At 72.0% G+C, this 22,486-nt stretch carries 21 protein-coding genes; 9 read left to right on the top strand and 12 right to left on the bottom strand.

Annotation, left to right across the window (positions count from 1 at the left end):
• Nucleotides 1–888 (top strand): succinate--CoA ligase subunit alpha, encoded by an 888-nt coding sequence (sucD, locus tag ACGF5G_RS11485; protein ID WP_350684227.1) that lies wholly within the window; start codon nt 1–3, stop codon nt 886–888.
• Between the two features lie 46 nt (nt 889–934).
• Here the strand turns inward: sucD and ACGF5G_RS11480 are convergent, their stop codons facing one another.
• Complete coding sequence (locus tag ACGF5G_RS11480) at nt 935–1,201, bottom strand: hypothetical protein (RefSeq protein WP_357694308.1); 267 nt, start codon at nt 1,199–1,201, stop codon at nt 935–937.
• A gap of 156 nt (nt 1,202–1,357) precedes the next feature.
• Here ACGF5G_RS11480 and ACGF5G_RS11475 point away from each other — a divergent pair, with 156 nt between their 5' ends.
• Entirely contained in the window at nt 1,358–2,662 is a 1,305-nt protein-coding gene (locus ACGF5G_RS11475) for a DUF6350 family protein (protein WP_393261462.1), read from the top strand.
• A 64-nt stretch (nt 2,663–2,726) separates the two neighbouring features.
• Here ACGF5G_RS11475 and ACGF5G_RS11470 read toward each other — a convergent pair whose 3' ends face one another.
• Entirely contained in the window at nt 2,727–3,407 is a 681-nt protein-coding gene (locus ACGF5G_RS11470; protein WP_393261460.1) for a hypothetical protein, read from the bottom strand.
• A gap of 20 nt (nt 3,408–3,427) precedes the next feature.
• A complete protein-coding gene (locus ACGF5G_RS11465; RefSeq protein WP_393261458.1) occupies nt 3,428–3,730 on the bottom strand; it encodes a CD225/dispanin family protein in 303 nt (100 codons plus the stop codon).
• A gap of 182 nt (nt 3,731–3,912) precedes the next feature.
• Between ACGF5G_RS11465 and purN the strand changes: the two genes are divergently transcribed.
• Nucleotides 3,913–4,533, top strand: coding sequence for a phosphoribosylglycinamide formyltransferase (gene purN, locus ACGF5G_RS11460; protein ID WP_393261457.1), 621 nt, complete (start codon nt 3,913–3,915; stop codon nt 4,531–4,533).
• Nucleotides 4,530–6,101: a bifunctional phosphoribosylaminoimidazolecarboxamide formyltransferase/IMP cyclohydrolase gene (purH, locus tag ACGF5G_RS11455; RefSeq protein ID WP_393261454.1), complete on the top strand. Its 1,572-nt coding sequence runs from the start codon at nt 4,530–4,532 to the stop codon at nt 6,099–6,101. The genes purN and purH overlap by 4 nt, the downstream gene beginning before the upstream one ends.
• A 67-nt stretch (nt 6,102–6,168) precedes the next feature.
• Here purH and ACGF5G_RS11450 read toward each other — a convergent pair whose 3' ends face one another.
• The 5 genes from ACGF5G_RS11450 to ACGF5G_RS11430 form a co-directional block, all read right to left on the bottom strand.
• Nucleotides 6,169–7,197, bottom strand: a complete 1,029-nt coding sequence (locus tag ACGF5G_RS11450; RefSeq protein WP_393261451.1) for an ABC transporter ATP-binding protein — start codon at nt 7,195–7,197, stop codon at nt 6,169–6,171.
• Nucleotides 7,181–8,218: an ABC transporter ATP-binding protein gene (locus ACGF5G_RS11445; protein ID WP_393261449.1), complete on the bottom strand. Its 1,038-nt coding sequence runs from the start codon at nt 8,216–8,218 to the stop codon at nt 7,181–7,183. The genes ACGF5G_RS11450 and ACGF5G_RS11445 overlap by 17 nt, the downstream gene beginning before the upstream one ends.
• Nucleotides 8,219–8,334: 116 nt before the next feature.
• Nucleotides 8,335–9,291: an ABC transporter permease gene (locus ACGF5G_RS11440; protein ID WP_393261445.1), complete on the bottom strand. Its 957-nt coding sequence runs from the start codon at nt 9,289–9,291 to the stop codon at nt 8,335–8,337.
• Between the two features lie 63 nt (nt 9,292–9,354).
• Entirely contained in the window at nt 9,355–10,293 is a 939-nt protein-coding gene (locus ACGF5G_RS11435) for an ABC transporter permease (protein ID WP_393261442.1), read from the bottom strand.
• An 85-nt stretch (nt 10,294–10,378) separates the two neighbouring features.
• Nucleotides 10,379–11,983 (bottom strand): ABC transporter substrate-binding protein, encoded by a 1,605-nt coding sequence (locus tag ACGF5G_RS11430; RefSeq protein WP_357694326.1) that lies wholly within the window; start codon nt 11,981–11,983, stop codon nt 10,379–10,381.
• A gap of 429 nt (nt 11,984–12,412) precedes the next feature.
• Here ACGF5G_RS11430 and ACGF5G_RS11425 point away from each other — a divergent pair, with 429 nt between their 5' ends.
• Both ACGF5G_RS11425 and mdh read left to right on the top strand, forming a co-directional pair.
• Entirely contained in the window at nt 12,413–13,273 is an 861-nt protein-coding gene (locus ACGF5G_RS11425; RefSeq protein WP_393261439.1) for a bifunctional methylenetetrahydrofolate dehydrogenase/methenyltetrahydrofolate cyclohydrolase, read from the top strand.
• 185 nt (nt 13,274–13,458) lie between these two features.
• Nucleotides 13,459–14,409, top strand: coding sequence for a malate dehydrogenase (gene mdh, locus ACGF5G_RS11420; protein WP_350703967.1), 951 nt, complete (start codon nt 13,459–13,461; stop codon nt 14,407–14,409).
• 59 nt (nt 14,410–14,468) lie between these two features.
• Here mdh and ACGF5G_RS11415 read toward each other — a convergent pair whose 3' ends face one another.
• On the bottom strand, nt 14,469–15,275 hold the full coding sequence (locus tag ACGF5G_RS11415; protein ID WP_393261436.1) for an MBL fold metallo-hydrolase: 807 nt from the start codon (nt 15,273–15,275) through the stop codon (nt 14,469–14,471).
• 137 nt (nt 15,276–15,412) lie between these two features.
• On the opposite strand from ACGF5G_RS11415, the gene ACGF5G_RS11410 reads away from it, so the two are divergent.
• The 3 genes from ACGF5G_RS11410 to ACGF5G_RS11400 all read left to right on the top strand — a co-directional run bounded on the left by ACGF5G_RS11410 (nt 15,413) and on the right by ACGF5G_RS11400 (nt 18,505).
• Nucleotides 15,413–16,630 (top strand): NADP-dependent isocitrate dehydrogenase, encoded by a 1,218-nt coding sequence (locus ACGF5G_RS11410; protein WP_350703963.1) that lies wholly within the window; start codon nt 15,413–15,415, stop codon nt 16,628–16,630.
• Between the two features lie 258 nt (nt 16,631–16,888).
• Nucleotides 16,889–17,875 carry a LysR family transcriptional regulator gene (locus ACGF5G_RS11405; protein WP_393261433.1) on the top strand — a complete coding sequence of 329 codons (987 nt, stop codon included), beginning with the start codon at nt 16,889–16,891 and terminating at the stop codon, nt 17,873–17,875.
• Nucleotides 17,876–17,962: 87 nt separating this feature from the next.
• Complete coding sequence (locus ACGF5G_RS11400) at nt 17,963–18,505, top strand: DapH/DapD/GlmU-related protein (protein ID WP_393261431.1); 543 nt, start codon at nt 17,963–17,965, stop codon at nt 18,503–18,505.
• 348 nt (nt 18,506–18,853) lie between these two features.
• Here the strand turns inward: ACGF5G_RS11400 and galT are convergent, their stop codons facing one another.
• The 3 genes from galT to cysC form a co-directional block, all read right to left on the bottom strand.
• Nucleotides 18,854–19,981, bottom strand: coding sequence for a galactose-1-phosphate uridylyltransferase (gene galT / locus ACGF5G_RS11395; RefSeq protein ID WP_393261428.1), 1,128 nt, complete (start codon nt 19,979–19,981; stop codon nt 18,854–18,856).
• A complete protein-coding gene (locus ACGF5G_RS11390) occupies nt 19,978–20,793 on the bottom strand; it encodes a DeoR/GlpR family DNA-binding transcription regulator (RefSeq protein WP_393261426.1) in 816 nt (271 codons plus the stop codon). The genes galT and ACGF5G_RS11390 overlap by 4 nt, the downstream gene beginning before the upstream one ends.
• A gap of 129 nt (nt 20,794–20,922) precedes the next feature.
• On the bottom strand, nt 20,923–22,452 hold the full coding sequence (gene cysC, locus ACGF5G_RS11385) for an adenylyl-sulfate kinase (protein WP_393261424.1): 1,530 nt from the start codon (nt 22,450–22,452) through the stop codon (nt 20,923–20,925).
• Nucleotides 22,453–22,486: the final 34 nt, after the last annotated feature.

The raw sequence follows: 22,486 nt of genomic DNA, 5'->3' as shown, positions 1-22,486 counted from the left end.
ATGGCTATCTGGCTGACCAAGGACTCGAAGGTCATCGTCCAGGGGATGACCGGTTCCGAGGGTTCCAAGCACACCCGGCGGATGCTCGCCGCGGGCACCAACGTCGTCGGTGGCGTCAACCCGCGCAAGGCGGGCCAGACCGTCGACTTCGACGGCACCGAGCTGCCGGTCTTCGCCAGCGTCGCGGACGCGATGGCGCAGACCGGTGCCGACGTGACCGTGATCTTCGTTCCGCCGCAGTTCACCAAGGGCGCGGTCGTCGAGGCGATCGACGCCGGGATCGACCTGGCCGTGGTGATCACCGAGGGCGTGCCGGTGCACGACACCGCCGCGTTCTGGGCGTACAACGTGGCCAAGGGCGAGCGGACCCGGATCATCGGGCCGAACTGCCCGGGCATCGCCTCGCCGGGCGCCTCCAACGCCGGGATCATCCCGGCCGACATCACCGGCACCGGCCGCATCGGCCTGGTCAGCAAGAGCGGCACCCTGACCTACCAGATGATGTACGAGCTGCGCGACATCGGCTTCTCGACCTGCGTCGGCATCGGCGGTGACCCGATCATCGGCACCACCCACATCGACGCGCTGGCCGCGTTCGAGGCCGACCCGGACACCGACGCGATCGTCATGATCGGTGAGATCGGCGGCGACGCCGAGGAGCGGGCCGCCGAGTTCATCAAGGCGAACGTGACCAAGCCGGTGGTCGGCTACATCGCCGGCTTCACCGCGCCTCCCGGCAAGACCATGGGGCACGCCGGCGCGATCATCTCCGGCTCCGCCGGCACGGCCGAGGCCAAGAAGAGCGCGCTGGAGGCCGTCGGCGTCAAGGTCGGCAAGACGCCGACCGAGACCGCCAAGCTGATGCGGGAGATCATGTCCGCCGGCTGATCCAGGCTGGTGTACGACCAGGGGGCCGACCGTTCGCGGTCGGCCCTCAGTCGTTGTAGAGCGGGTAGTTGCCGCCGGCCCAGAGGATGCCGCTGCCGATGATGTTGAGCACGCCGAACGCGATCGCCAGCCAGCCGAGCACCGGCGACTGGCCGAAGCGCTTGGCGTCCCGGATCGACAGGTAGCCGAAGACGATCCCCAGGATGCCGCAGCAGAGCAGGCCGAGGATGATGCCGAGCACGCCCCAGAGCGTGGTGCGGTCCTGGCCGGCCGCGGGCGGTGGCGGCGGGGGCGGCGGGTACGGAGCGTTCACGGCTTCCCTCCGGGCGTCGGTGCCGCGACTTCGGTCGCGTCCCTGGGCCGAGGCTAGACCGGATCGGGGGCGGGAGACGGTGGATCACGGAACTCGCCGCCGCTCGGGGGCGGTATCGGACTGCCACCACGCGCGCGGCATGCCAGAGTAGACCCGATGTCCTCCGTCACCCCTGATCAGCCGAGCCGCCCCGGCGTCGAGGCCGGCACCGACGCCCGGCCGGCCGCGCCCGCCGGGCGAGGCCGGCGGGTGCCCGCGCCGCGGAGCGGCGAGCCCCCTCGCAGCCGCGCCCCGCTGGCCGTCGCCGCGGCGGTCGCCGCCGGCTGGGCGGCGCTCACCTCGTGGCTGCCGGTGGTGGTCGTGCTCTGGCTGTTCCAGCTCAGCGAGGACGCCGCCTCCGTGCCGGGCGCGCTCCGCGCCGGGCTGGCCGGCTGGCTGCTCGGGCACGGCGTCCCACTCGACACCGGCGCCGGCCCGCTCGGGCTGGCCCCGCTGGCGCTGACCGCGTTGGTGGTCTGGCGACTGACCCGGGCGGGCGTGCACACCAGCCGGGCGATCGGCGCGCGCGGTGGGGGGTCGCCCCGGCAGGCGCTCGTCGCGGCCGGCGCGGTCGGCATCGCGTACGCGCTGATCGGCGTGCTCGCGGCGGTGCTGGCCGGTGCGGGCGGCCCCGGGGCGTCACCGGTCCGCGCCGGGGTCACCCTCGCGGTGCTGGGCACGCTCGCCGCCCTGGTCGGTTCGGTCCGGACGACCCGCGTCGCCGGCCTGCTGGCCGCGCGGTCCCCGGAGCCGCTGCGTGACGGGATCCGCACCGGGCTGGTCGCCGGGCTGCTGCTGCTCGCCGCGGGCGGCGGGGCGGCGGGGCTCGCCGTGGCCACCGGAGGCGGTGACGCCGCCGACCTCATCGGGGCCTATCGCACCGGGGTCGCCGGGCAGGCCGGGATCACCCTGGTCAGCCTCGCCTACGCGCCCAACGCCACCATCTGGTCGGTCAGCTACCTGCTTGGGCCGGGTTTCGCCGTCGGCACGGACACGGCGGTCCGCACCAGCGAGGTGTCCGTCGGCGCGCTGCCGGCCGTCCCGCTGCTGGCGGGGCTGCCGCGCGGCCCGGTCGACGGCATCGGGGCGGTCCTGCTCGCGGTGCCGGTCCTCGCCGGGATGGCGGCGGGCTGGCTGCTGGCCCGCCGGCTGCTCCGGCTCGCCGCCGACGACCGGACGCCGCTGCGCTGGGGCCCGCTGCTCGGGCCGGCGGCGCTCGCCGGGCCGGTGGCCGGCGTGCTGCTGGGCGCCGCCGCGGCGGCCTCCGCCGGGTCGTTGGGTGGCGGCCGGCTGGCCGAGGTGGGGCCCGTCGCCTGGCAGGTGGCCGGCGTGGCGACCGCGGTCATCGCGGTGGGCGCGCTGCTGGGCGCCGCCGTGACCCGGGCGCTCTCCCGCCCCGCCGACCCGCCCCGCGCCCGCTGAGGCCCGCCGGTACGCGGAAGGGGCGCCCCGGCCGAACCGGGACGCCCCTTCCGTGCCGTGCCGGTCAGGGCTGGTAGGTGACCCCGAAGATCAACAGGGCGATCTGGAGCAGGCCCAGCGCGGCGCCGATGGCGCCGCAGATCAGGCCGGCGAGGGCCTGACCCTGGTTGTCGGCCAGCCCCTGGGCGGCCTTCTGCTTGCCCATCCAGCCGGTCACCCCGGCGGCGATGCCCAGCGGGATGCCGAGATAGCAGCAGACCAGCGGGATCGACGCGATGCCGAGGATCATCGACACCAGGCCGAGGGTGTTCTGCTGCTGCCCCGGCCCCTTGCCGGCGAACCCGGCGTTCGGATACATGGGCGGCGGCGGGTACGCCTGCTGGGCGTACGGATCCTGGTACGGCTGCTGCCCGTACGGCTGGCCCGAGGTCGGCGGCTGGCCGTAGGGCTGGCCCGAGGTGGGCGGCTGGCCGTAGGGCTGGCCGGAGGTGGGCGGCTGGCCGGAGGTCGGCGGCTGGCCGTACGGCTGGCCGGAGGTCGGCGGCTGCCCGTACGGCTGGCCCGAGGTGGGCGGCTGGCCGTAGGGGTTCTGCGGTGCGGCGTACGGGTCGTTCGGCTGCCCGGAGGTGGGCTGCTGACCGTACGGCGCCGCCGCCGGCGGGGCGTACGGGTCGTGGTGCGGCGCGGTCGGGTCCTGGTGCGGCTGCTGACCGTAGGGATCCTGACCGGGGTAACCGGGCTGCATGCGAACTCCTCGCAGTTCTGTCAGTAGGTGCTGGCCGAGCTGCCGCCGCCAGCCAATCCGGCGAGGCCACCGAGCAGGCAGCACACCAGAACGATCACGTACCAGCTGATGCCGACGATCAGCGCCCACTTGGACCACTTCTTCGACTCGGCGGCCGCGGCCTGGGCCCCGGCGTAGTCGCCCTGCTGCAGCAGGGTGTTCACCTTCGAGGCGTTGATGATGGCCGGGATGGCCAGCGGCCAGAAGAGGAAGATGGCGACGATCGACATCGCCATGTTGTTGTTGACCGGCGGTTGCTGCTGCGGCTGGTATCCGGGCTGCATCTCGGCGTACTCCTCATTCCACTCGACACCCCTGGGGTGCCGGATCACTGACGGGTGCGGGCCGGACGCGTGCGCCGGTCCCGAGCGACCGGCAGCGTACCCGGTTCTGCCCAATCACGTCGTCGGTGAATGTCGCGCTGCCCAGCGGATGGAACCGTCGGCCTGCCCGATAGGCTGGTCAGGTGACCGAGCCCGCGTCCGCCGCCCGCATCGTCGTCCTCGTCTCCGGCTCCGGGAGCAACCTCCAGGCCCTGCTTGACGCCTGCGCCGATCCGGCGTACGGGGCCCGGGTGGTCGCCGTCGGGGCCGACCGCGACGGCATCGCCGGGCTGGACCGGGCCGCCGCGGCGGGTGTGCCGACCTTCGTCGAGCGGGTCGCCGACCATTCCACCCGCGAGGACTGGGACGCCGCGCTGACCGCCCGCGTCGCCGAGTACCGGCCCGACCTGGTCATCTCCGCCGGCTTCCTCAAGCTGGTCGGCCCGCGCTTCCTGGCCGCCTTCGGCGACCGCTACCTGAACACGCACAACACGCTGCTGCCGGCGTTCCCCGGCATCCACGGTCCGCGCGACGCCCTCGCCTACGGCGTGAAGGTCACCGGGGCGACGTTGTTCTTCGTCGACGCCGGAATGGACACCGGCCCGATCGTCGCGCAGGTCGCCGTGCCGGTGCGCGACGACGACGACGTGGAGACGCTCACCGAGCGCATCAAGGACGCCGAGCGGCACCAGCTCGTCGAGCAGGTGGGCCGCCTGGTCCGCGAAGGTTGGACGATCACCGGAAGAAAGGTCACGGTCCCGTGAGTTCCACTCAGGACGAACGCCGCCCGATCAGGCGGGCGCTGGTCAGCGTCTACGACAAGACCGGCCTGGTCGAGCTGGCCCGGGCGCTGCACGCGGCCGGGGTGGAGATCGTCTCGACCGGCAGCACGGCCTCGACCATCGCCGAAGCCGGAGTGCCGGTGACCCCGGTGGAGGCGGTGACCGGCTTCCCGGAGATCCTCGACGGCCGGGTCAAGACGCTGCACCCGAAGGTGCACGGCGGGCTCCTCGCCGACCTGCGCAAGGACTCGCACGCCGCCCAGCTCGACGAGCACGGCATCGCGGGGATCGACCTGCTGGTCTCCAACCTCTACCCGTTCCAGGCCACGGTCGCCTCCGGCGCGGGCGTCGAGGAGTGCGTCGAGCAGATCGACATCGGCGGGCCGGCGATGGTCCGGGCGGCTGCCAAGAACCACGCCTCGGTCGCCGTGGTGACCGACCCGGCCGCGTACCCGGCCCTGCTCGCCGCGCTCGACGAGGGCGGCTTCACCCTGGCCCAGCGCCGCGTGCTGGCCGCCCAGGCGTTCGCGGTCATCGCCGATTACGACGTGGCGGTGGCCGAGTGGTGCGCCGCCGTGCTGGCGCCCGAGCAGGACGGCTGGCCGGGCTTCGCCGGGCTGGCGCTGCGCCGCTCGGCGGTGCTGCGCTACGGCGAGAACCCGCACCAGGCGGCGGCCCTCTACGTCGACCCGTCCAGCCCCGCCGGGCTCGCCCAGGCGGAGCAGCTGCACGGCAAGGAGATGTCGTACAACAACTACGTCGACGCGGACGCCGCGTGGCGGGCGGCCAACGACTTCGCCGACCAGCCGGCGGTGGCGATCATCAAGCACGCCAACCCGTGCGGCATCGCCGTCGGCGCCGACGTGGCCGACGCGCACCGCAAGGCGCACGCCTGCGACCCGGTGTCCGCGTACGGCGGGGTGATCGCGGTCAACCGGCCGGCCTCGGTCGAGCTGGCCCGGCAGGTCTCGGAGATCTTCACCGAGGTGCTGGTGGCGCCCGGTTTCGACGAGGGCGCCGTGGAGGTTCTCCAGGGCAAGAAGAACATCCGGCTGCTGCGCGCGCCGGCCTTCGACCCGCTGCCGGCCGAGTGGCGGCAGGTCACCGGGGGCGTGCTGGTGCAGATGGCGGACCGGATCGACGCCGACGGCGACGACCCGGCCAACTGGCGACTGGCCGCGGGCGAGGCGGCCGACGAGGCGACCCTGCGTGACCTGGCCTTCGCCTGGCGGGCGGTGCGCGCGGTGAAGAGCAACGCGATCCTGCTGGCGAAGGACGGGGCGACCGTCGGCGTCGGGATGGGCCAGGTCAACCGGGTCGACTCGGCGCAGCTCGCGGTCAGCCGGGCCGGGGCGGAACGCGCCCGCGGCGCGGTCTGCGCCTCCGACGCGTTCTTCCCGTTCGCCGACGGTCCGAAGATCCTCATCGACGCGGGCGTCCGAGCGATCGTCCAGCCGGGCGGCTCGATCCGTGACGAGGAGGTGATCGCCGCTGCCAAGCAGGCCGGCGTCACCATGTACTTCACCGCCACCCGCCACTTCTTCCACTGACCACCCCCCAGCCCTTACCTCCCTTGCCCCTCGCTTCCCGCCGGTGCGGGTGCGGGGGCGAGGTGGGTCAGGGGGTGGGGCGGAGTTCGGCGAAGTGGCACGCCGAGGGGTGCGGGTCCGCGGCGCGGAGCACCGTGTGCGGCTCCTCGCGGGCGCAGACCTCCTGGGCCTTCCAGCAGCGGGTGCGGAAATGGCAGCCGCTCGGCGGGTCGGCCGGGCTCGGCACGTCCCCGGTGAGCCGGATCATGGTGCGCCGGTCGCGGGCGTCCGGGTCCGGCACCGGCACCGCCGACAGCAGCGCCTGCGTGTACGGGTGGGTGGCCCGCTCGTAGATCTCGTCCTCGGTGCCGATCTCCACGATCTTCCCGAGGTACATCACCGCGACCCGGTCGGAGATGTGCCGGACCACCGACAGGTCGTGGGCGATGAAGACGTACGACAGGCCGAACTCGTCCTGGAGCTGCTCCAGCAGGTTGATCACCTGCGCCTGGATGGACACGTCGAGCGCGGAGACGGGCTCGTCGCAGACGATGATCTCGGGCCGCAGGGCGAGCGCCCGGGCGATGCCGATGCGCTGCCGCTGACCGCCGGAGAACTGGTGCGGGTACCGGTTGATGTGCTCCGGGTTGAGGCCGACCACGTCGAGCAGTTCCTGCACCCGCTGTCGCCGGCTGCCCTTCGGCGCCGCGTCGGGGTGGATCTCGAACGGTTCGCCGATGATGTCGCCGACCGTCATCCGTGGGTTCAGCGAGGTGTACGGGTCCTGCATGACCATCTGCATGTTGCGCCGCAGCCGGCGCAGTTCGGCGCCGGAGGCCTTGAACAGGTCCCGGCCCTTCAGGGTGGCCCGGCCCGCGGTCGGCGTCTCCAGCCGCATCAGCAGCCGGGCCAGGGTGGACTTGCCGCAGCCGGACTCGCCGACCACCCCGAGCGTCTCGCCGCGGCGCAGCTCGAAGCTGACCCCGTCGACGGCCTTGACCGCGCCGACCTGCTTCTGGAACAGCACGCCCTGGCGGATCGGGAAGTGCTTGACGAGGTTGTCGACGGCGAGGATCGTCTCGCCCCGGACCTTGGTCGGGCTAGCGGGCGCTGTCATCACGGACCTCCTGCGCGAAGTGGCACGCGCTGGTCCGGCCGTCGCCGAGGACCAGGTCGTGCGGCACCACGTCCACGCAGACCTGCTGCACGTACGGGCACCGGGGGTGGAAGGGACAGCCGGACGGGATCCGCATCAGGTTGGGCGGCAGCCCCTTGATGGTGGAGAGCTGCTGACCCCGCACGTCCATCCGCGGAATCGACTCCAGCAGCCCCTTCGTGTACGGGTGGGCCGGCGCCCGGTACAGCGAGCGGACGTCGGCGTGCTCGACGATCCGGCCGGCGTACATGACGGCGATCCGGTCCGCGACGCCGGCGACCACGCCGAGGTCGTGGGTGATCAGGATCATCGCCATGTCGAGATCGCGACGCAGGTCGGCCAGCAGGTCCATGATCTGGGCCTGCACGGTGACGTCCAGCGCCGTGGTCGGCTCGTCGGCGATCAGCACCTTCGGGTTCATGGCCAGCGCCATCGCGATCATGACGCGTTGGCGCATGCCGCCGGAGAACTGGTGCGGGTAGTCCCCGAGCCGGTTGGCGGCGGCCGGGATCTTCACCAGGTCCATCAGCTCGACGGCCCGCCGGCGGGCGTCCGCCTTGGACATGCCCTCGCGTTGGCGCAGCGTCTCGCCGATCTGCCAGCCCACCGGGAAGACGGGGTTCAGCGCGGAGAGGGCGTCCTGGAAGATCATCGCGATCTCCTTGCCCCGCACCTGCCGGCGCTGCTCCTCCGACAGCTTCAGCAGGTCCCGACCCTGGTAGAGGATCTGACCGGAGCGGATCAGCGCCGGGGGAGTGTCGAGGATGCCCATGATCGCCTGCGCCGTGACCGACTTGCCGGAGCCGGACTCGCCGAGCACGGCGAGCGTCTCGCCGGGGTCGAGGTGGTACGAGACCCCGTTGATCACCTTGGCCACGCCCTCGCCGGTGCGGAACTCGACGTGCAGGTCCCGTACGTCCAACAGGTGCCCGCCCTCGGGCGTCGGGGAGGCCGGCGTCGGCCGGACAGCGGACTGGCTCACGGTGCCTGCCTTTCGCTCGCGACTGCGGGGCTCGCTCCGCTCACTCCTCGCGCTCGCACGGGTTCCTGCCTTTCTTTGCTCGCGACTGCGGGGCTCGCTGCGCTCGTTCGCATCCGTCACCGCAGTTTCGGGTCGAACGCGTCGCGGATCGCGTCGCCGAGCATGATGAACGCCAGCACGGTCAGCGCGAGGAACGTCGAGGGGACGACCAGCGGGGTGGCCGACTCCCGCATGTGCACCCGGCCGGCGTCGATGTCGATGCCCCAGGAGATCGTCGGCGCCTTCAGGCCGATGCCGAGGAAGGAGAGCGTCGCCTCGGCGGCGATGAACGAGCCGAGCGCGATGGTCAGCACCACGATCGCCGGGGCGAGCGCGTTCGGCAGGATGTGCCGCAGCATGATCCGGCCGTCGCCGGCGCCGAGCATCCGGGCCGCCGCCACGTAGTCCTGCTCCTTCGCGGTGATCACCGAGGAGCGGACGACGCGGGCCGCGGTGGTCCAGCCGAGGATCGCCAGCACGAAGATCACCGCGCCGATCCGGACCGCGGAGCTGTCGCTGTTCACCCGCTTCAGCAGCACGATCGCGGCGAGCAGCAGCGGGATGCCGAGCACGATGTCGATCACCCGGGAGAGCACCGCGTCGACCCAGCGGCCGAAGTAGCCGGCGACCATTCCGACGACGAGCGCGATCAGGCCGGTGAGCAGCGCGGAGAGGGCACCGACCAGCAGCGACGCGCGGGCGCCGTAGACCGCCCGGGAGTACGTGTCGCAGCCCTGGAAGTCGTACCCGAAGATCGCCCCGCCGGACGGGCCGGCGTGCTGGCGGGCCAGCACGCAGTCGCGGGGGTCGTTCGTGGTGAACAGGCCGGGCACGGCGGCCATGGCGGCGACCAGCACCACCAGGGCGAGGCTGATCCAGAAGATCGGGTTGCGGCGCAGGTCGCGCCAGGCGTCGCCGGCCAGGCTGCGCGGCTTCTGCGGTACGCCCGCCTGACCGGGCGCGCCCGGCTCGCCCGACGGCCCCCGCCGCGCGGCCTGGTTCTCCGAAGCAGCGACAGTCTCGAAGTCACTCATGCCAGCACCTCGCTGCGCTCGGCGCCGGCACGGAACGCCGCGTTGATGATTCGTTCGCTGCGCTCACTCATAGCGGATCCTCGGGTCGAGTACGGCGTACAGGACGTCCACCACCAGGTTGGAGACGAGATAGACCACGACGAGCACGCTGACGATGCCCACCACCAGTGGGCCGTCCTCGGTGCGGATGCCGCGGAAGAGGTTGAAGCCGACACCGGGGATGTTGAACACGCCCTCGGTGATGATCGCGCCGCTCATCAGGTTGCCCAGTTCGACGCCGAGGAAGGTGACCACCGGGATGAGGGAGTTGCGCAGCACGTGGACGCTGACGATGCGCCGCCTGGCCAGCCCCTTCGAGCGGGCGGTCCGGACGTAGTCGGCGCGCAGGTTCTCCGCCACCGAGGTCCGGGTCAGCCGCAGCGCGGTGGCCAGCGAGAGGGAGCCGAGCACGATGCCGGGCAGCAGCAGCGCGTACAGGTCGGGGTCGGCGCCGGCGGTGGGCGGGAAGAGTTGCCACTTGACGCCGAGCAGGTACTGGGCGAGGGGGGCGAGCACGATCGTGGGGATGCCGAGCACCAGCAGGGTCAGCAGCAGCGTCGAGTTGTCGAAGATGCTGGCCCGCCGGATGCCGGCGAGGACACCCGCGGTGACCCCGAAGGCGATGGTGACGGCCATGGCGATCAGCGCCAGCTTGACCGTGACCGGCCAGGCGGCGGCGAGGATGTCGCCGATCGAGCGCCCGGTGAGCGACTGCCCGAGGTCGCCCTGCAGGAGGTTCTTGATGTAGTCGAAGTAGCGGTAGAAGAAGCCGCCGACCCCGGTCTCGTCGAGGTGGAACTTCTCCGTCAGGTATGCCCGCTGCGCGGCCGTGACCGGGCGCTCCCCGGCCAGCGCCTGGATGGGGTCGCCCTGGCCGGCGAACATCAGCGCGTAGACGATCAGCGTGGTCCCGAAGAACGCGAGGACCATCTGGAGCAGACGCCTCAGGATGAAGCGGAACATACTTGGCAGTCTCTCTGAAAAGGGGTGAAGAGGATGGCGGGTCGGGTCACCGTCCGTCGGTGACCCGACCCGTCGTGCCGCGCTGTTACTTGACGGCCTCGATCTTCAGCAGGTCGACCCGGTCGAAGAGGTCCATCTCCACGTTCTTGACCTTGGTCGAGTGGCCGAAGTTGTTCTGGCCGTACCGCAGCGGGATGACCGGCAGGTCCTTGGCGAGCAGGTCCTCCGCCGCCTGGTACTTCTTGACCGCCTCGTCCTCGTTCGCGGCGCTGGCGCCCTCGGCCAGCAGCTTGTCGAACGCCGGGTTGCTGTAGCCGTAGTAGTTCGACGAGCCGTTGCTGCTGTACAGCGGGCCCAGGTAGTTCTCCATGGACGGGTAGTCCATGACCCAGCCCATCCGGAACAGGCCGACCGGCTGCTTGGCCTTGAGCTTGGTCAGCAGGTCCGCGAACTTCGGCTCGGCGTTGCCCACGCAGTCCACGCCCAGGTTGGCCTTGAGCTGGTTGCAGGTCGCGTCGATCCAGTCCTTGTGGCCGCCGTCGCCGTTGTAGGACAGCTCGATCTTCGCCGGGCCGCCCGCGGCCTGGTACAGCGCCTTGGCCTTGGCCGGGTCGAACTCGCCGGCCTCGCCGATGGTGTTGTCGCGGTAGCCCGCGACGACCGGCGAGACGAACGAGCGGGCGGGCTGCTGCGAGTCCTTGAAGATCGACTTGGTGATCTCGTCCCGGTCGATCGCCATCGAGATCGCCTTGCGCACGTCCGGGTTGCTGAATTCCTTCTGGAACGTCGGGAACGCCAGCACCTGGAGCGACGAGGCCGGGCTCTGCTTGAACCGGTCACCGAGGTCGGTGCCGGCCGTCGACAGGTTCTCGGTCGGGATGGTCTTGATGACGTCCAGGTTGTCCGACAGCACGTCCGCGTACGCGGCGGTCGGCTGCTGGTAGATCCGGAACTCGACGCCGGCCACCTTCGGCTTCTCGCCGGGGAAGGCATCGTACTTCTCGACCTCGACCTTGGCGTCGTGCTGCCAGGTCCCCTTCATCTTGAACGGGCCCTGGCCCACCGGCGCCTGCTCGTACCCCTCGGCCAGCACGCCGGGCGCGGAGAACGCGGCCTTCGGCATCGGGTAGAAGGCGGTGTAGCCGAGCATGGTCTTGAACTCGCTGTACGGCTCGGAGAGCGTGACGGTGAAGGTCAGGTCGTCGACCTTCTTCAGGCCGGTCAGCGTCTTGGCCTTCGGCGTCTCGCCCTGCAGGTCCTCGTAGCCGGCGATCTTCTCGAAGAAGTAGCTCGAGTTCTGCCCGTTCGGCGCGTAGGCGCCGTAGTTCCAGGCGTCGAGGTAGTTGTCGGCGGTGACCTTCTCGCCGTTGTGGAAGGTGTAGCCGTCCTTGAGCTTGACCGTCCAGGTCGTGTTGTCCTCGGACGTCACCGACTCGGCCGCCACCTCGTACGGCTTGTTGGCCTCGTCGTAGTCGACCAGCGGGCTGAACAGGGCACTGAGCACCTGCGAGCCGCTCGTCTCGTTGGTGTTGGTCGGCACCAGGTGCTGCGGCTCGGCGATCTCGATCCGCACGGCCGCGTCGGGGTTGCTCTCGCCGGATCCGCCGTCGCCGCCCGAGCCGCAGGCCACCAGGCCCAGGGTCACCGCGAGCGGGAGGGCGGTCCAGGTAGCGAGCCTGCGCACGCGCATGTAGCCTCCTCATCTCCTCACGCTGCGCAGTCAGACCCGGCGCTGGGTTTACGCTACGCAACGTTGGGCAACGGTAGGTCGCGGGTTGGCGTTCGACAACGAGCGCGTTGCGAAGCGATAACGGAGCGGCCCCCGGGGCCTTGCGGCGGCCAATCTCTCCTGCTATAGCCGTCGGGTCGACAAATGTCGCCTCACCTGCGGGCTGTCGTGAGGCGGGTGGCTGTCGCCGCCGCCTCTCGACCCTCCCGCGCCGCCCCGTCCCTGCTGTCCGGCGCCGTCCCCGTCGCGGTCGCGGCGTCCGGATGCGGCTGTGACCGAACCCACGCGCAGTAACTCACAGTGATGAAATGCACGTCACTCTTCGTGATCGGCCGGCTGGCTGGCGCAGGTCGTCGGATCACCGGGCTTCGACCGTGAGACGATCTGGGCGTGACGGCGACGCTTCTGGACGGCAAGGCGACCGCGGCCCAGATCAAGGACGAGCTGCGGACACGGGTCAAGGCACTGGCGGAACGCGGCATCACTCCCGGGCTGGGCACCGTCCTGGTCGGCGCCGACCCCGGGTCCCAGGCGTACGTCAACGGCAAGCACCGCGACTGCGCCGAGGTGGGCATCGCCTCGATCCGCCGGGAGCTGCCGGCCGACGCCACCCAGGAACAGGTCGACGCGGTGCTCGCCGAGCTCAACGCCGACCCGGCCTGCCACGGCTACATCGTCCAGCTGCCGCTGCCGGGTCACCTCGACACCCAGCGGGTGCTGGAGCTGATCGACCCCGACAAGGACGCCGACGGCCTGCACCCGGTCAACCTCGGCCGGCTCGTCCTCGGCTACGAGGGCCCGCTGCCCTGCACCCCGCGCGGCATCGTCGAGCTGCTCCGCCGGCACGACGTGGCGCTGCGTGGGGCGAAGGTCGCCGTGGTCGGCCGGGGCAACACGGTCGGCCGCCCGCTCGGCCTGCTGCTGACCCGGCGCAGCGAGAACGCCACCGTGACGCTGTGCCACACCGGCACCCTCGACCTCGCCGCGCACACCCGCGCCGCCGACATCGTCATCGTGGCCGCCGGGGTGCCGGGCCTGCTCACCGCCGACATGGTCACGCCGGGCGCGGTGGTGGTCGACGTGGGCATCACCCGGGTGATCGGCCCGGACGGCAAGGGCCGCTACACCGGCGACGTCGCCCCGGAGACGGCCGAGGTGGCCGGCAAGCTGGTGCCGATGCCGGGCGGCGTCGGCCCGATGACCCGCGCGATGCTGCTGACCAACGTCGTCGAGCGCGCCGAACGCGACTGAGGCGTTAGGAAGGGCACCTTCCTAACGCCTGAGGTAGAGGAAGGGTCCCTTCCTTACACCTGCGGGGGCGACTGCGCCCGCGCGTACGGCCCATCGGGGTCATAACCGTCCGCCCCTGACCGGATCGGTGCCAGGATGACTGATACGGTCCGGAAAACCGACTGGTAGCAGGGAGTGGGACGACCATGGGTAAGAAGGTCACTGTCGTCGGGGCCGGCTTCTACGGCTCCACCACCGCGCAGCGCCTGGCCGAGTACGACGTCTTCGACACCGTCGTGATCACCGACATCGTGGAGGGCAAGCCCGCGGGTCTCGCCCTGGACCTCAACCAGTCGCGCGCGGTCGAGGGCTTCGAGACCAAGGTCGTCGGCGTGACCACGGGCCCGAACGGCGAGGGCTACGAGGCGATCGAGGGCTCGGACGTCGTGGTGATCACCGCCGGCCTGCCGCGCAAGCCGGGCATGAGCCGGATGGACCTGCTGGAGACGAACGCGAAGATCGTCCGCCAGGTCTCCGAGAACGTCGCCAAGTACGCCCCGAACGCCGTCGTCATCGTCGTGTCCAACCCGCTGGACGAGATGACCGCGCTGGCCCAGCTCGCCACCCAGTTCCCGAAGAACCGGGTGCTCGGCCAGGCCGGCATGCTGGACACCGCCCGGTTCACCAACTTCGTCGCCGAGGCGCTGAGCGTACCGGTGAAGTCGGTGAAGACCCTGACCCTCGGCTCGCACGGCGACACGATGGTGCCGGTGCCGTCGAAGAGCACGGTGAACGGCAAGCCGCTGCGCGACGCGATGCCGGCCGAGCAGATCGAGGAGCTGGTCGTCAAGACCCGCAACGGCGGCGCCGAGGTGGTCGCGCTGCTCAAGACCGGCTCGGCGTACTACGCCCCGTCCGCCGCCGCCGCCCGCATGGCCAAGGCCGTCGCGGAGGACTCCGGCGAGGTCATGCCGGTCTGCGCCTGGGTCGACGGCGAGTACGGCATCTCCGGCGTCTACCTGGGCGTCGAGGCGGAGATCGGGGCCGAGGGCGTCAAGCGGGTCGTCGAGACCGACCTGGACGCCGACGAGCTGGCCAGCCTGAAGGAGGCCGCCGAGGCCGTCCGCGCCAAGCAGGCCGACGTCGCCAACATGTGATCCGTCACGCGACGAGGGGGCACGCCGGTCCGCCGGCGTGCCCCCTCGTCGTCGCGCCCCTACAGCGCCACGAACGCCTCGCCGAGGTGCGGGGTGGCGAGCACCGCGGGGCCGCGCGCGGCCAGGTCGCGCAGCAGCGCCACCCGCGACGCGCGGGCCGCCGCGGCGTCCTCCTCGTGGGCGTACGCCAGCTCCGGGGCGACCAGTTGCACGGCGTGCACCAGCAGGTCGCCGGTGACCAGCAGCCGCTCGTCGTCGACCTCCAGCAGCACCGACTGGTGTCCGGGCGTGTGCCCCGGCGTCGGCAGCAGCCGTACCGTCGGATCGAGCCGCACCTCGCCGTCGACCACCCGGAGCTGGCCGGCGGCGCGTAACGGCGCGACCAGCCCGGCCGGCAGCCCGGGGTTGATGCTCTCCACGGCGGCCAGCTCGGCCCGTTGGAGCACGTAGTCGGCGTTCGGGAAGTATGGCGTGCCCGGCGAACCGGTGACCGCCCAGCCGATGTGGTCGGTGTGCAGGTGGGTGAGCACCACCGTGCGCACGTCGGCCGGGTCGATGCCGGCGGCGGCGAGTTCGGCCGGCAGCCGCCCGGGCACCGGCGCCCAGCTCGACGCGGGGGCGTCGGCCGGGCCGATCCCGGCGTCGACCAGGGTCACCGGGCCGTCCCCGGCGCGGATCGCGAAGCTGCGGAACGGCAGCCACCACCGCCCGTCGGCGGTCACCGTGGCCGGGTCCCGCCGGTCGGCCGCGCGCCAGTGTTCCGGCGTGGCGTCCGGGAACGCCTCGGCGCGGGGCTGGAAGAACGGGCCCTCGCCGTCGGTGAGCGCGGTGACCGTGATAGACCCGAGGGTGCGGCGCGGTGGCATCGGGCGATGGTGCCAGCGCGGTCCCGTGCCGTGCCACCCCGTTTTTCCGGCCGACCGAGGCCGGCTGGGGACTGCAAGCCAGTTTCCAGTACGCTCGTACTGCTTGAGCACGAGTCCCCCGAGAGGAGCGCCGGCCGATGGCGAAGATCAAGGTAAACAACCCGGTCGTGGAGCTCGACGGCGACGAGATGACCCGGATCATCTGGAAGCAGATCCGGGAGCAGCTGATCCTGCCCTACCTCGACGTCGACCTGCACTACTACGACCTGTCGATTCAGTACCGCGACGAGACCGACGACCAGGTCACCGTGGACGCCGCCAACGCCATCAAGCAGCACGGCGTCGGCGTCAAGTGCGCGACCATCACCCCCGACGAGGCCCGGGTCGAGGAGTTCGGCCTGAAGAAGATGTGGCGGTCGCCGAACGGCACCATCCGCAACATCCTCGGCGGCGTCGTCTTCCGCGAGCCGATCATCATGTCCAACGTGCCGCGGCTGGTCCCCGGCTGGACCAAGCCGATCATCATCGGCCGGCACGCCCACGGCGACCAGTACAAGGCCACCGACTTCGTCGTCCCCGGCCCGGGCACGGTGACCATCACCTACACCCCGACCGACGGCTCCGCGCCCGTGGAGATGGAGGTCGCCAACTTCCCCGGCGGCGGCGTCGCCATGGGCATGTACAACTTCGACGAGTCGATCCGGGACTTCGCCCGCGCCTCGATGCGCTACGGCCTGGACCGCGGCTACCCGGTCTACCTGTCGACGAAGAACACCATCCTCAAGGCGTACGACGGCCGGTTCAAGGACATCTTCGCCGAGGTGTTCGAGAACGAGTTCAAGGCCGAGTTCGAGGCCGCCGGCATCAGCTACGAGCACCGGCTGATCGACGACATGGTCGCCGCCGCGCTGAAGTGGGAGGGCGGCTTCGTCTGGGCCTGCAAGAACTACGACGGTGACGTGCAGTCCGACACCGTCGCGCAGGGCTTCGGCTCGCTGGGCCTGATGACGTCGGTGCTGATGACCCCGGACGGCCGTACGGTCGAGGCCGAGGCCGCACACGGCACCGTCACCCGGCACTACCGGCAGTACCAGAAGGGCGAGAAGACCTCGACCAACCCGATCGCCTCCATCTACGCCTGGACCCGGGGCCTGGCCCACCGGGGCAAGCTGGACGGCACCCCGGCGGTCACCGAGTTCGCCAACACCCTGGAGCAGGTCATCATCGACACCGTCGAGGGCGGCCAGATGACCAAGGACCTCGCGCTGCTCATCTCGCGGGACGCCCCGTGGCTGACCACCGACGAGTTCATGAACGCCCTGGACGAGAACCTGGCGCGCAAGCTCTCCGCCTGATCCTCCAGGCGCCCCTTGGCGGCACCGTCGTGGTGCTGCCGCCGGGTCACACAGGAGCCCGCCGGCACCCGCCGGCGGGCTCCTGCCCTTCCTCCCGGAGCCCTCTCCGCCTGTCGCTCTCCCCGCCTTCCCGACTCTTCGCCCAGGGAGGGGCGGGGTCGGGAGTGAGTCGGGCCGGGCCCGTGGCGCCGGAGCCTGGTCGAACAACCGGCCCACGGCGAGCCACAACGATCAGTTGTGCGCGCCTAGGGTGAACCGGTGGACACCGAGGCGTTGCGATCGTTCGTCCGGGCGGCCGAGCTCGGACAGTTGCAGCGCGCGGCCGAGGAACTGGGCGTCACGCAGCAGGCAGTCTCCAAGCGGATCGCCGCCCTGGAGCGCGAGCTGGAAGTCCGTCTGTTGACACGTACCGCCCGAGGGGTCGAGCTGACGCTCGACGGTCGGGCGTTTCTCCCCCACGCGCGGAGCATCGTCGCGGGTGTCGAGCGCGCCATCACCGCGGTCAGGCCGGGCTTCCGGGCCCTTCGGATCGACGTTCTCGGCCTGCGAAGCGCGCAGGCCGTCGTGCTGCACGACTACTGGCGGTCGCATCCCGAGATCAACCTCGACGTGGTGACCCTCCGGGTCGACGACCCACGCGTGGCGGTCGCCGCCGTCGAAGCGGGCGACGTCGACGCCTCGTTCCGTTCCGTCACCGCCCTGGACGCACTGCCGCCCGACGTGCAGATGATCCACGCGTTCGACTCTCCGCTGGAACTTCTCGTCGGCCCGGGGCATCCGCTCGCCTCCGCGCGAAGACTGACGCCACCGCAGTTGCGCAGGCACCGGATATGGGTGCCGGGGATCGCGCCCCGAAGCGAATGGGCGGATTTCTACGATCAGCTCACCACCGAATTCGACCTGCGCATCGACGCGGCAGGCCCGCACTTCGGCGACGAAGTGCTCCTGGACACCCTCGCGGCCTCCGCGGACGTGGCCACTCTCGTGGGGGCACGCGACCGGTATGTCTGGCCGACGAACCACGACCTACGCCGCATCCCTGTCGTGGGTCCGACCCTCGCGTACCCGATCTCTCTCATCCTCCCCAGAACGAATCCACATCCCGGGCTCCGGGGAGTCATCACCCATCTCCGAGCCCTGCCCGCGCTCCCTGGGACGGTCTGGCGCCCGTCCTGGGCGACGACGTCACGCAGCGGCGACAGCGGCAGCGCAAATGCTCGCCGGTCCCGGCCCCGACAAGGGTGACCCGATCGGCTGCTGGCAGCAGTCGTCGCGCCACCAGCGCGCCCGGTGAGTCCTGTCCGGTCACCGGTACACCAGAAAGGATCCTGCATGTCCAGCGACCGTCTCATGCGCATCCACGGCGCCGAGTTCCAGGCCATGGCCGAGAGGGTCCTGCGGGTCACCGAACTCACCTCCCGCCTGAACGTCCTGCCCTTCGACGACGAAGCGGGCAGGGCGGAACTGTTCGAACAGATCTTCGGCAGGCCGCTGTCGAGGAGAGTCACGATCTATCCGCCCTTCTACACGGACCACGGCCTTCACCTGGACCTCGCGGAGCGCGTGTTCATCAACCAGAACTGCACGTTCCTGGACTACGCCGGCATCCGGCTCGGCGAGCGCGTGATGGTCGGACCAAGGGCCACGTTCATCACCGTCGGTCATCCGGTCGATCCTGAGGAGCGACGGGGGTGGCTGAGCGGCGGGCCCATCGATGTGGCGGAGAACGTGTGGATCGGCGCCGGTGCCACGATCCTTCCCGGCGTCAGCATCGGCCGTGACGCCGTGGTCGCCGCCGGCGCGGTCGTGACCGACGACGTTCCGGCGGCGAGCCTGGTGACCGGCCGGAAGGCAACCGTACGACGACGGTGGTGACGACCTGTCCGGGGCCACACCGAGCCCCGCTCACCGCCGAGTTTCCGCTGCCGACGACGCCGTGGTCAGCGACATCCGGGGCCCTGGGCATTCGGGGCGGCGGCGTGTCGGGGGGTGACACGCCGCTGGCGTCACCTGCTTCGGCGCGCCTCGTTGACCTGGGTGGACGAGATGCCAGTCGCGTCCAGGAAGGTTGACCGCGGTCGCCTCGCGGCAAGCGTGCCGATCAGCCAACCTTCCCGGCTGTCGCGCACAGCCAGCCGTCCCTTCCCTGCGGGGGGCCCTGTCCCGGGCCCCCCGCGCCCTGTCTGCACCACCTTTTGCCTGACGCGCTGGTGCCACCAGACGTTAGGAAGGGGCCCTTCCTCTACCGTGGGCGTTAGGAAGGTGCCCCTCCTTTCGAACGGTGCGCAGGAGTTCGGCGGCGCGTTCCGGGGCGATGTCGTTGATGAAGACGCCCATGCCGGACTCCGAGCCGGCCAGGTACTTCAGCTTGTCCCGGGCCCGCCGGATGCTGAACAGCTGCAGGTGCAGGTGGCCCAGCTCGCGGTCGACGCGTACCGGGGCCTGGTGCCAGGCGGCGATGTAGGGCATCGGCAGGTCGAACAGCCCGTCGAAGCGGCGCAGCACGTCGAGGTAGAGCGGGCCGAAGGCGTCCCGCTCGGCGTCGTCGAGCGCCGGGATGTCCGGCACCGGCCGGTGCGGGGCCACGTGCACCTCGAACGGCCAGCGCGCCGCCGCCGGGACGTACGCGGTCCAGTGTTCGTTGGCGGCGACCACCCGGTCGCCCGCGGCCCGTTCGGCGGCGAGCACGTCGGCGTAGAGGTTGCGCCCGCCGGTGCGGTCGGCGTGCCGGCGGGCGGCGGCCAGCATCGCCCGGGTGCGTGGCGTCACGAAGGGGTACGCGTAGACCTGACCGTGCGGGTGGTGCAGCGTCACCCCGATCTCCACGCCCCGGTTCTCGAACGGGAAGACCTGCTCCACGCCGGGCAGCTCGCTCAGCACGGCGGTCCGGTCGGCGAGCGCGTCCAGCACGGTACGCACCCGGCGCGGCGGCAGGCCGGCGAAGGAGGCGTTGTGGTCGTCGGTGAAGCAGACCACCTCGCAACGGCCCCGGCCGGGCCGGACCGGGGTGAACGGCGTGATCTCGGCCGGCTCGTCGGCCACCCGGCCGCTCAGCGAGGGGAACCGGTTCTCGAAGACGGCGACGTCGTAGTCGGGGGCGGGGATCTCGCTGAGCCGACCGGCGGTGGTGGGGCAGAGCGGGCACTGGTCGGCCGGCGGGAGGAAGGTGCGGGTCTGCCGGTGCACGGCGACCGCCACCCACTCGTCGGTCAGCGGGTCGTGGCGCAGCTGCGACGCGGGCGGCGGCGGGGGCAGTTCGCGCCGGTCCGGCTGGTCGCGGACGACGTCGTCCCGCTCGTCGAAGTAGATCAGTTCGCGGCCGTCGGCCAGCTCGATCGCGGTGCGTTTCATCGCGCCACCCCCGTCGGCGTGGCCGCCCGCGCCCCGTCCGCCGCCGGCACGACCACCAGTTCGCCCACCCGGTCGCCGAGCGACCGCCGCGCCTCGGGAGGCAACCGGTCGTCGGTGACCAGCACGTGGGCGGCGGAGAGCTCGACGATGGCGGAGATGCCGACCGTGCCCCACTTGGTGTGGTCGGCGAGCACCACCAGCCGGTCGGCGGCGGCCACCAGCGCCCGGTCGGTCTCCGCCTCCATCAGGTTGGGCGTGGTGAACCCGGCCCGCTCGCTGATCCCGTGCACCCCGAGGAAGAGCAGGTCCAGGTGCAGCGACCGGATCGCGCCGACGGCCAGCGGCCCGACCAGGGCGTCGGAGGGCGTACGCACCCCGCCGGTGAGCACCACGGTCTGGTCCGGGCGGCCCCCGACGTGCAGGATCTCGGCCACCGGCAGCGAGTTGGTGACCACGGTCAGGCCCGGCACGTCGACCAGCCGGCGGGCCAGCTCGGCGGTGGTGGTGCCGGCGGACAGGGCGATCGCCGCGCCCGGCCGGACCAGTTCCGCGGCCCGCCCCGCGATGGCCGCCTTCTCCGCCAGCTGCCGCACCGACTTGGCCCGGAACCCCGGCTCGTCGGTCGAGCCGGGGCCGGCGACCGTGGCGCCGCCGTGCACCTTGGCCAGCAGGCCACGCTCGTGCAGCGCCTCCAGGTCGCGCCGGATGGTCATGTCGGAGACGCCGAACTCGACGGCCAGGTCGGTGACCCGTACCCCGCCCGTGGCGCGTACCCGGTCCAGGATGGCCGCCTGGCGCTGCTGAGCCAGCATCCGTCGCACCTCCGTGCTCCCCGCGCGCCCTCACGCGGTCAAACGTGTTCGAACAAAGACGAACACTAGCGCGGAGGAATGACCCACGGAAGGAACAGGGGCGGATCAACGGAAGGAAACGGGGGCGGCTCAGATGGACTGGAGCCGGGGTTCCACCCAGCCCGTCTCGGTCAGGTGGTGCAGGACGGCCTGGACCGCCTCGTCGACCGTCAGGTCACTGGTGTCGACCACCAGGTCCGCGTCGGTCGGCTCCTCGTAGGGGTCGTCGATGCCGGTCATCCCGGTGAGCAGGCCCGCCCGGGCCCGGGCGTACAGGCCCTTGCGGTCGCGCTGCTCGCAGACCTCCAGCGGGGTCGCGACGTGCACCAGCACGAAACCGGCCCCGGCGGCCAGGGCCATCTCCCGGGCGGTCGCGCGCGCCTGTGCGTACGGGGCGATCGGGCAGCAGATGCCGACACCGCGGTGCCGGGCGATCTCGGCGGCCACCCAGCCGATCCGCCGCACGTTGAGGTCGCGGTCGGCCTTGCCGAAGCCCAGGCCGGCGGAGAGCTCCCGGCGCACCACGTCGCCGTCGAGCAGTGTGATCGTCCGGTCGCCCTGCTCGCGCAGCGCGTCGGCGAGGCCGCGCGCGATCGTCGACTTGCCGGAGCCGGAGAGCCCCGTCAGGAAGACCACCAGGCCCCGGTGCCGTCGGGGCGGACGGGCCCGGGCCAGCTCCCTCGCCACCGCCGGCGGGGTGTGCCACTCGGGCAGCGGGAAGCCCCGGTCCAGCAGGTCGTCGATCTCCGCCTGCGTCAGGGCCAGGCGCCGGTTGCGCGGCGGGATGTCCTCCCGCCAGCGCCACTGCCCGTCGCGGTTGTCGTAGGCCAGCTCGCGCGGCACCAGCACCCGCAGGCCCGCGCCCGAGAGCATCTCACCGGTGGAGAGCAGGTGCGTCACCCCGTACGCCGCCGACACCCGGGCCCGCAGCAGCGCGTCGCTGATCTCGTCGCGGCGCCGGCTGAGTGGCACGGCGACCAGCGTGGCCGGCGGCATCCGGTCCCGGGCGGCGAAGATGCCGCGCACCAGCGCCTCCGGGGGCAGCCCACCGACGCCGTCCTCGCCGACGGGGATCATCACCAGCAGGTGGGCGCCGAGGGTGCGGGCGGCGTGGGCGATCTGGGCGAGCTGCGGCCGGTGCAACGGGCGGTCGGCGACCACCCCGAGCACCCGGCCGGGCGGCAGCAGCGCGCGTACCTCCTCGGGGGTGCGGCGCAGCCGCTGGAACGGGCCATGACCGCCGTCGCCGAGCCGGCGGACCGTGCCCCCGACGCCCGCCACCCCGTCGCGGACCTGCCAGGCGTCGGCGACCTCCAGCGCCGCGACCGGCGCGCCCTCGCCGTCGGTCAGCACCAGGGTGCGGCGCGCCTCGTCGCGCGGGTCCAGGCCCTGGGCGAGCGCCGAGGGCACCTGGAGCGTCACCGGCACCGGCCACGGGGTGCCGTCGGCGAGCCGGCCCCGGCGGCTCACCGAGACCAGGTCGGCGCGGGTCATGAAGCCGGTCAGCGGGGCGTACGCCCCGGTCAGCAGCAGCTCCAGGTCGGCGAGCTCGCCGGGGCGCGGCGTGTACGCCGGCGCGTCCCGGAGCACCTCGTCGGGCACCACCCAGCCGTTGCTCATCCATCCCCCAACCCGCTGACCGGCACACAGTTTC

The sequence above is a fragment of the Micromonospora sp. NPDC047730 genome (genome assembly GCF_043204765.1).
In the GTDB taxonomy this organism is placed as follows: domain Bacteria; phylum Actinomycetota; class Actinomycetes; order Mycobacteriales; family Micromonosporaceae; genus Micromonospora.
The sequence above is the reverse complement of the archived record's forward strand: the minus strand, read 5'-3'. Positions and strand labels throughout refer to the sequence as shown.

What these genes read in the sequence shown, in the direction of transcription:
- sucD (WP_350684227.1), top strand. Translation starts at nt 1, where the DNA reads ATGGCTATCTGGCTGACCAAGGACTCGAAGGTCATCGTCCAGGGGATG.
- ACGF5G_RS11475 (WP_393261462.1), top strand. Translation starts at nt 1,358, where the DNA reads ATGTCCTCCGTCACCCCTGATCAGCCGAGCCGCCCCGGCGTCGAGGCC.
- ACGF5G_RS11470 (WP_393261460.1), bottom strand. Translation starts at nt 3,407, where the DNA reads ATGCAGCCCGGTTACCCCGGTCAGGATCCCTACGGTCAGCAGCCGCAC.
- ACGF5G_RS11465 (WP_393261458.1), bottom strand. Translation starts at nt 3,730, where the DNA reads ATGCAGCCCGGATACCAGCCGCAGCAGCAACCGCCGGTCAACAACAAC.
- ACGF5G_RS11450 (WP_393261451.1), bottom strand. Translation starts at nt 7,197, where the DNA reads ATGACAGCGCCCGCTAGCCCGACCAAGGTCCGGGGCGAGACGATCCTC.
- ACGF5G_RS11440 (WP_393261445.1), bottom strand. Translation starts at nt 9,291, where the DNA reads ATGAGTGACTTCGAGACTGTCGCTGCTTCGGAGAACCAGGCCGCGCGG.
- ACGF5G_RS11435 (WP_393261442.1), bottom strand. Translation starts at nt 10,293, where the DNA reads ATGTTCCGCTTCATCCTGAGGCGTCTGCTCCAGATGGTCCTCGCGTTC.
- ACGF5G_RS11430 (WP_357694326.1), bottom strand. Translation starts at nt 11,983, where the DNA reads ATGCGCGTGCGCAGGCTCGCTACCTGGACCGCCCTCCCGCTCGCGGTG.
- mdh (WP_350703967.1), top strand. Translation starts at nt 13,459, where the DNA reads ATGGGTAAGAAGGTCACTGTCGTCGGGGCCGGCTTCTACGGCTCCACC.
- ACGF5G_RS11415 (WP_393261436.1), bottom strand. Translation starts at nt 15,275, where the DNA reads ATGCCACCGCGCCGCACCCTCGGGTCTATCACGGTCACCGCGCTCACC.
- ACGF5G_RS11410 (WP_350703963.1), top strand. Translation starts at nt 15,413, where the DNA reads ATGGCGAAGATCAAGGTAAACAACCCGGTCGTGGAGCTCGACGGCGAC.
- ACGF5G_RS11400 (WP_393261431.1), top strand. Translation starts at nt 17,963, where the DNA reads ATGTCCAGCGACCGTCTCATGCGCATCCACGGCGCCGAGTTCCAGGCC.
- galT (WP_393261428.1), bottom strand. Translation starts at nt 19,981, where the DNA reads ATGAAACGCACCGCGATCGAGCTGGCCGACGGCCGCGAACTGATCTAC.
- ACGF5G_RS11390 (WP_393261426.1), bottom strand. Translation starts at nt 20,793, where the DNA reads ATGCTGGCTCAGCAGCGCCAGGCGGCCATCCTGGACCGGGTACGCGCC.
- cysC (WP_393261424.1), bottom strand. Translation starts at nt 22,452, where the DNA reads ATGAGCAACGGCTGGGTGGTGCCCGACGAGGTGCTCCGGGACGCGCCG.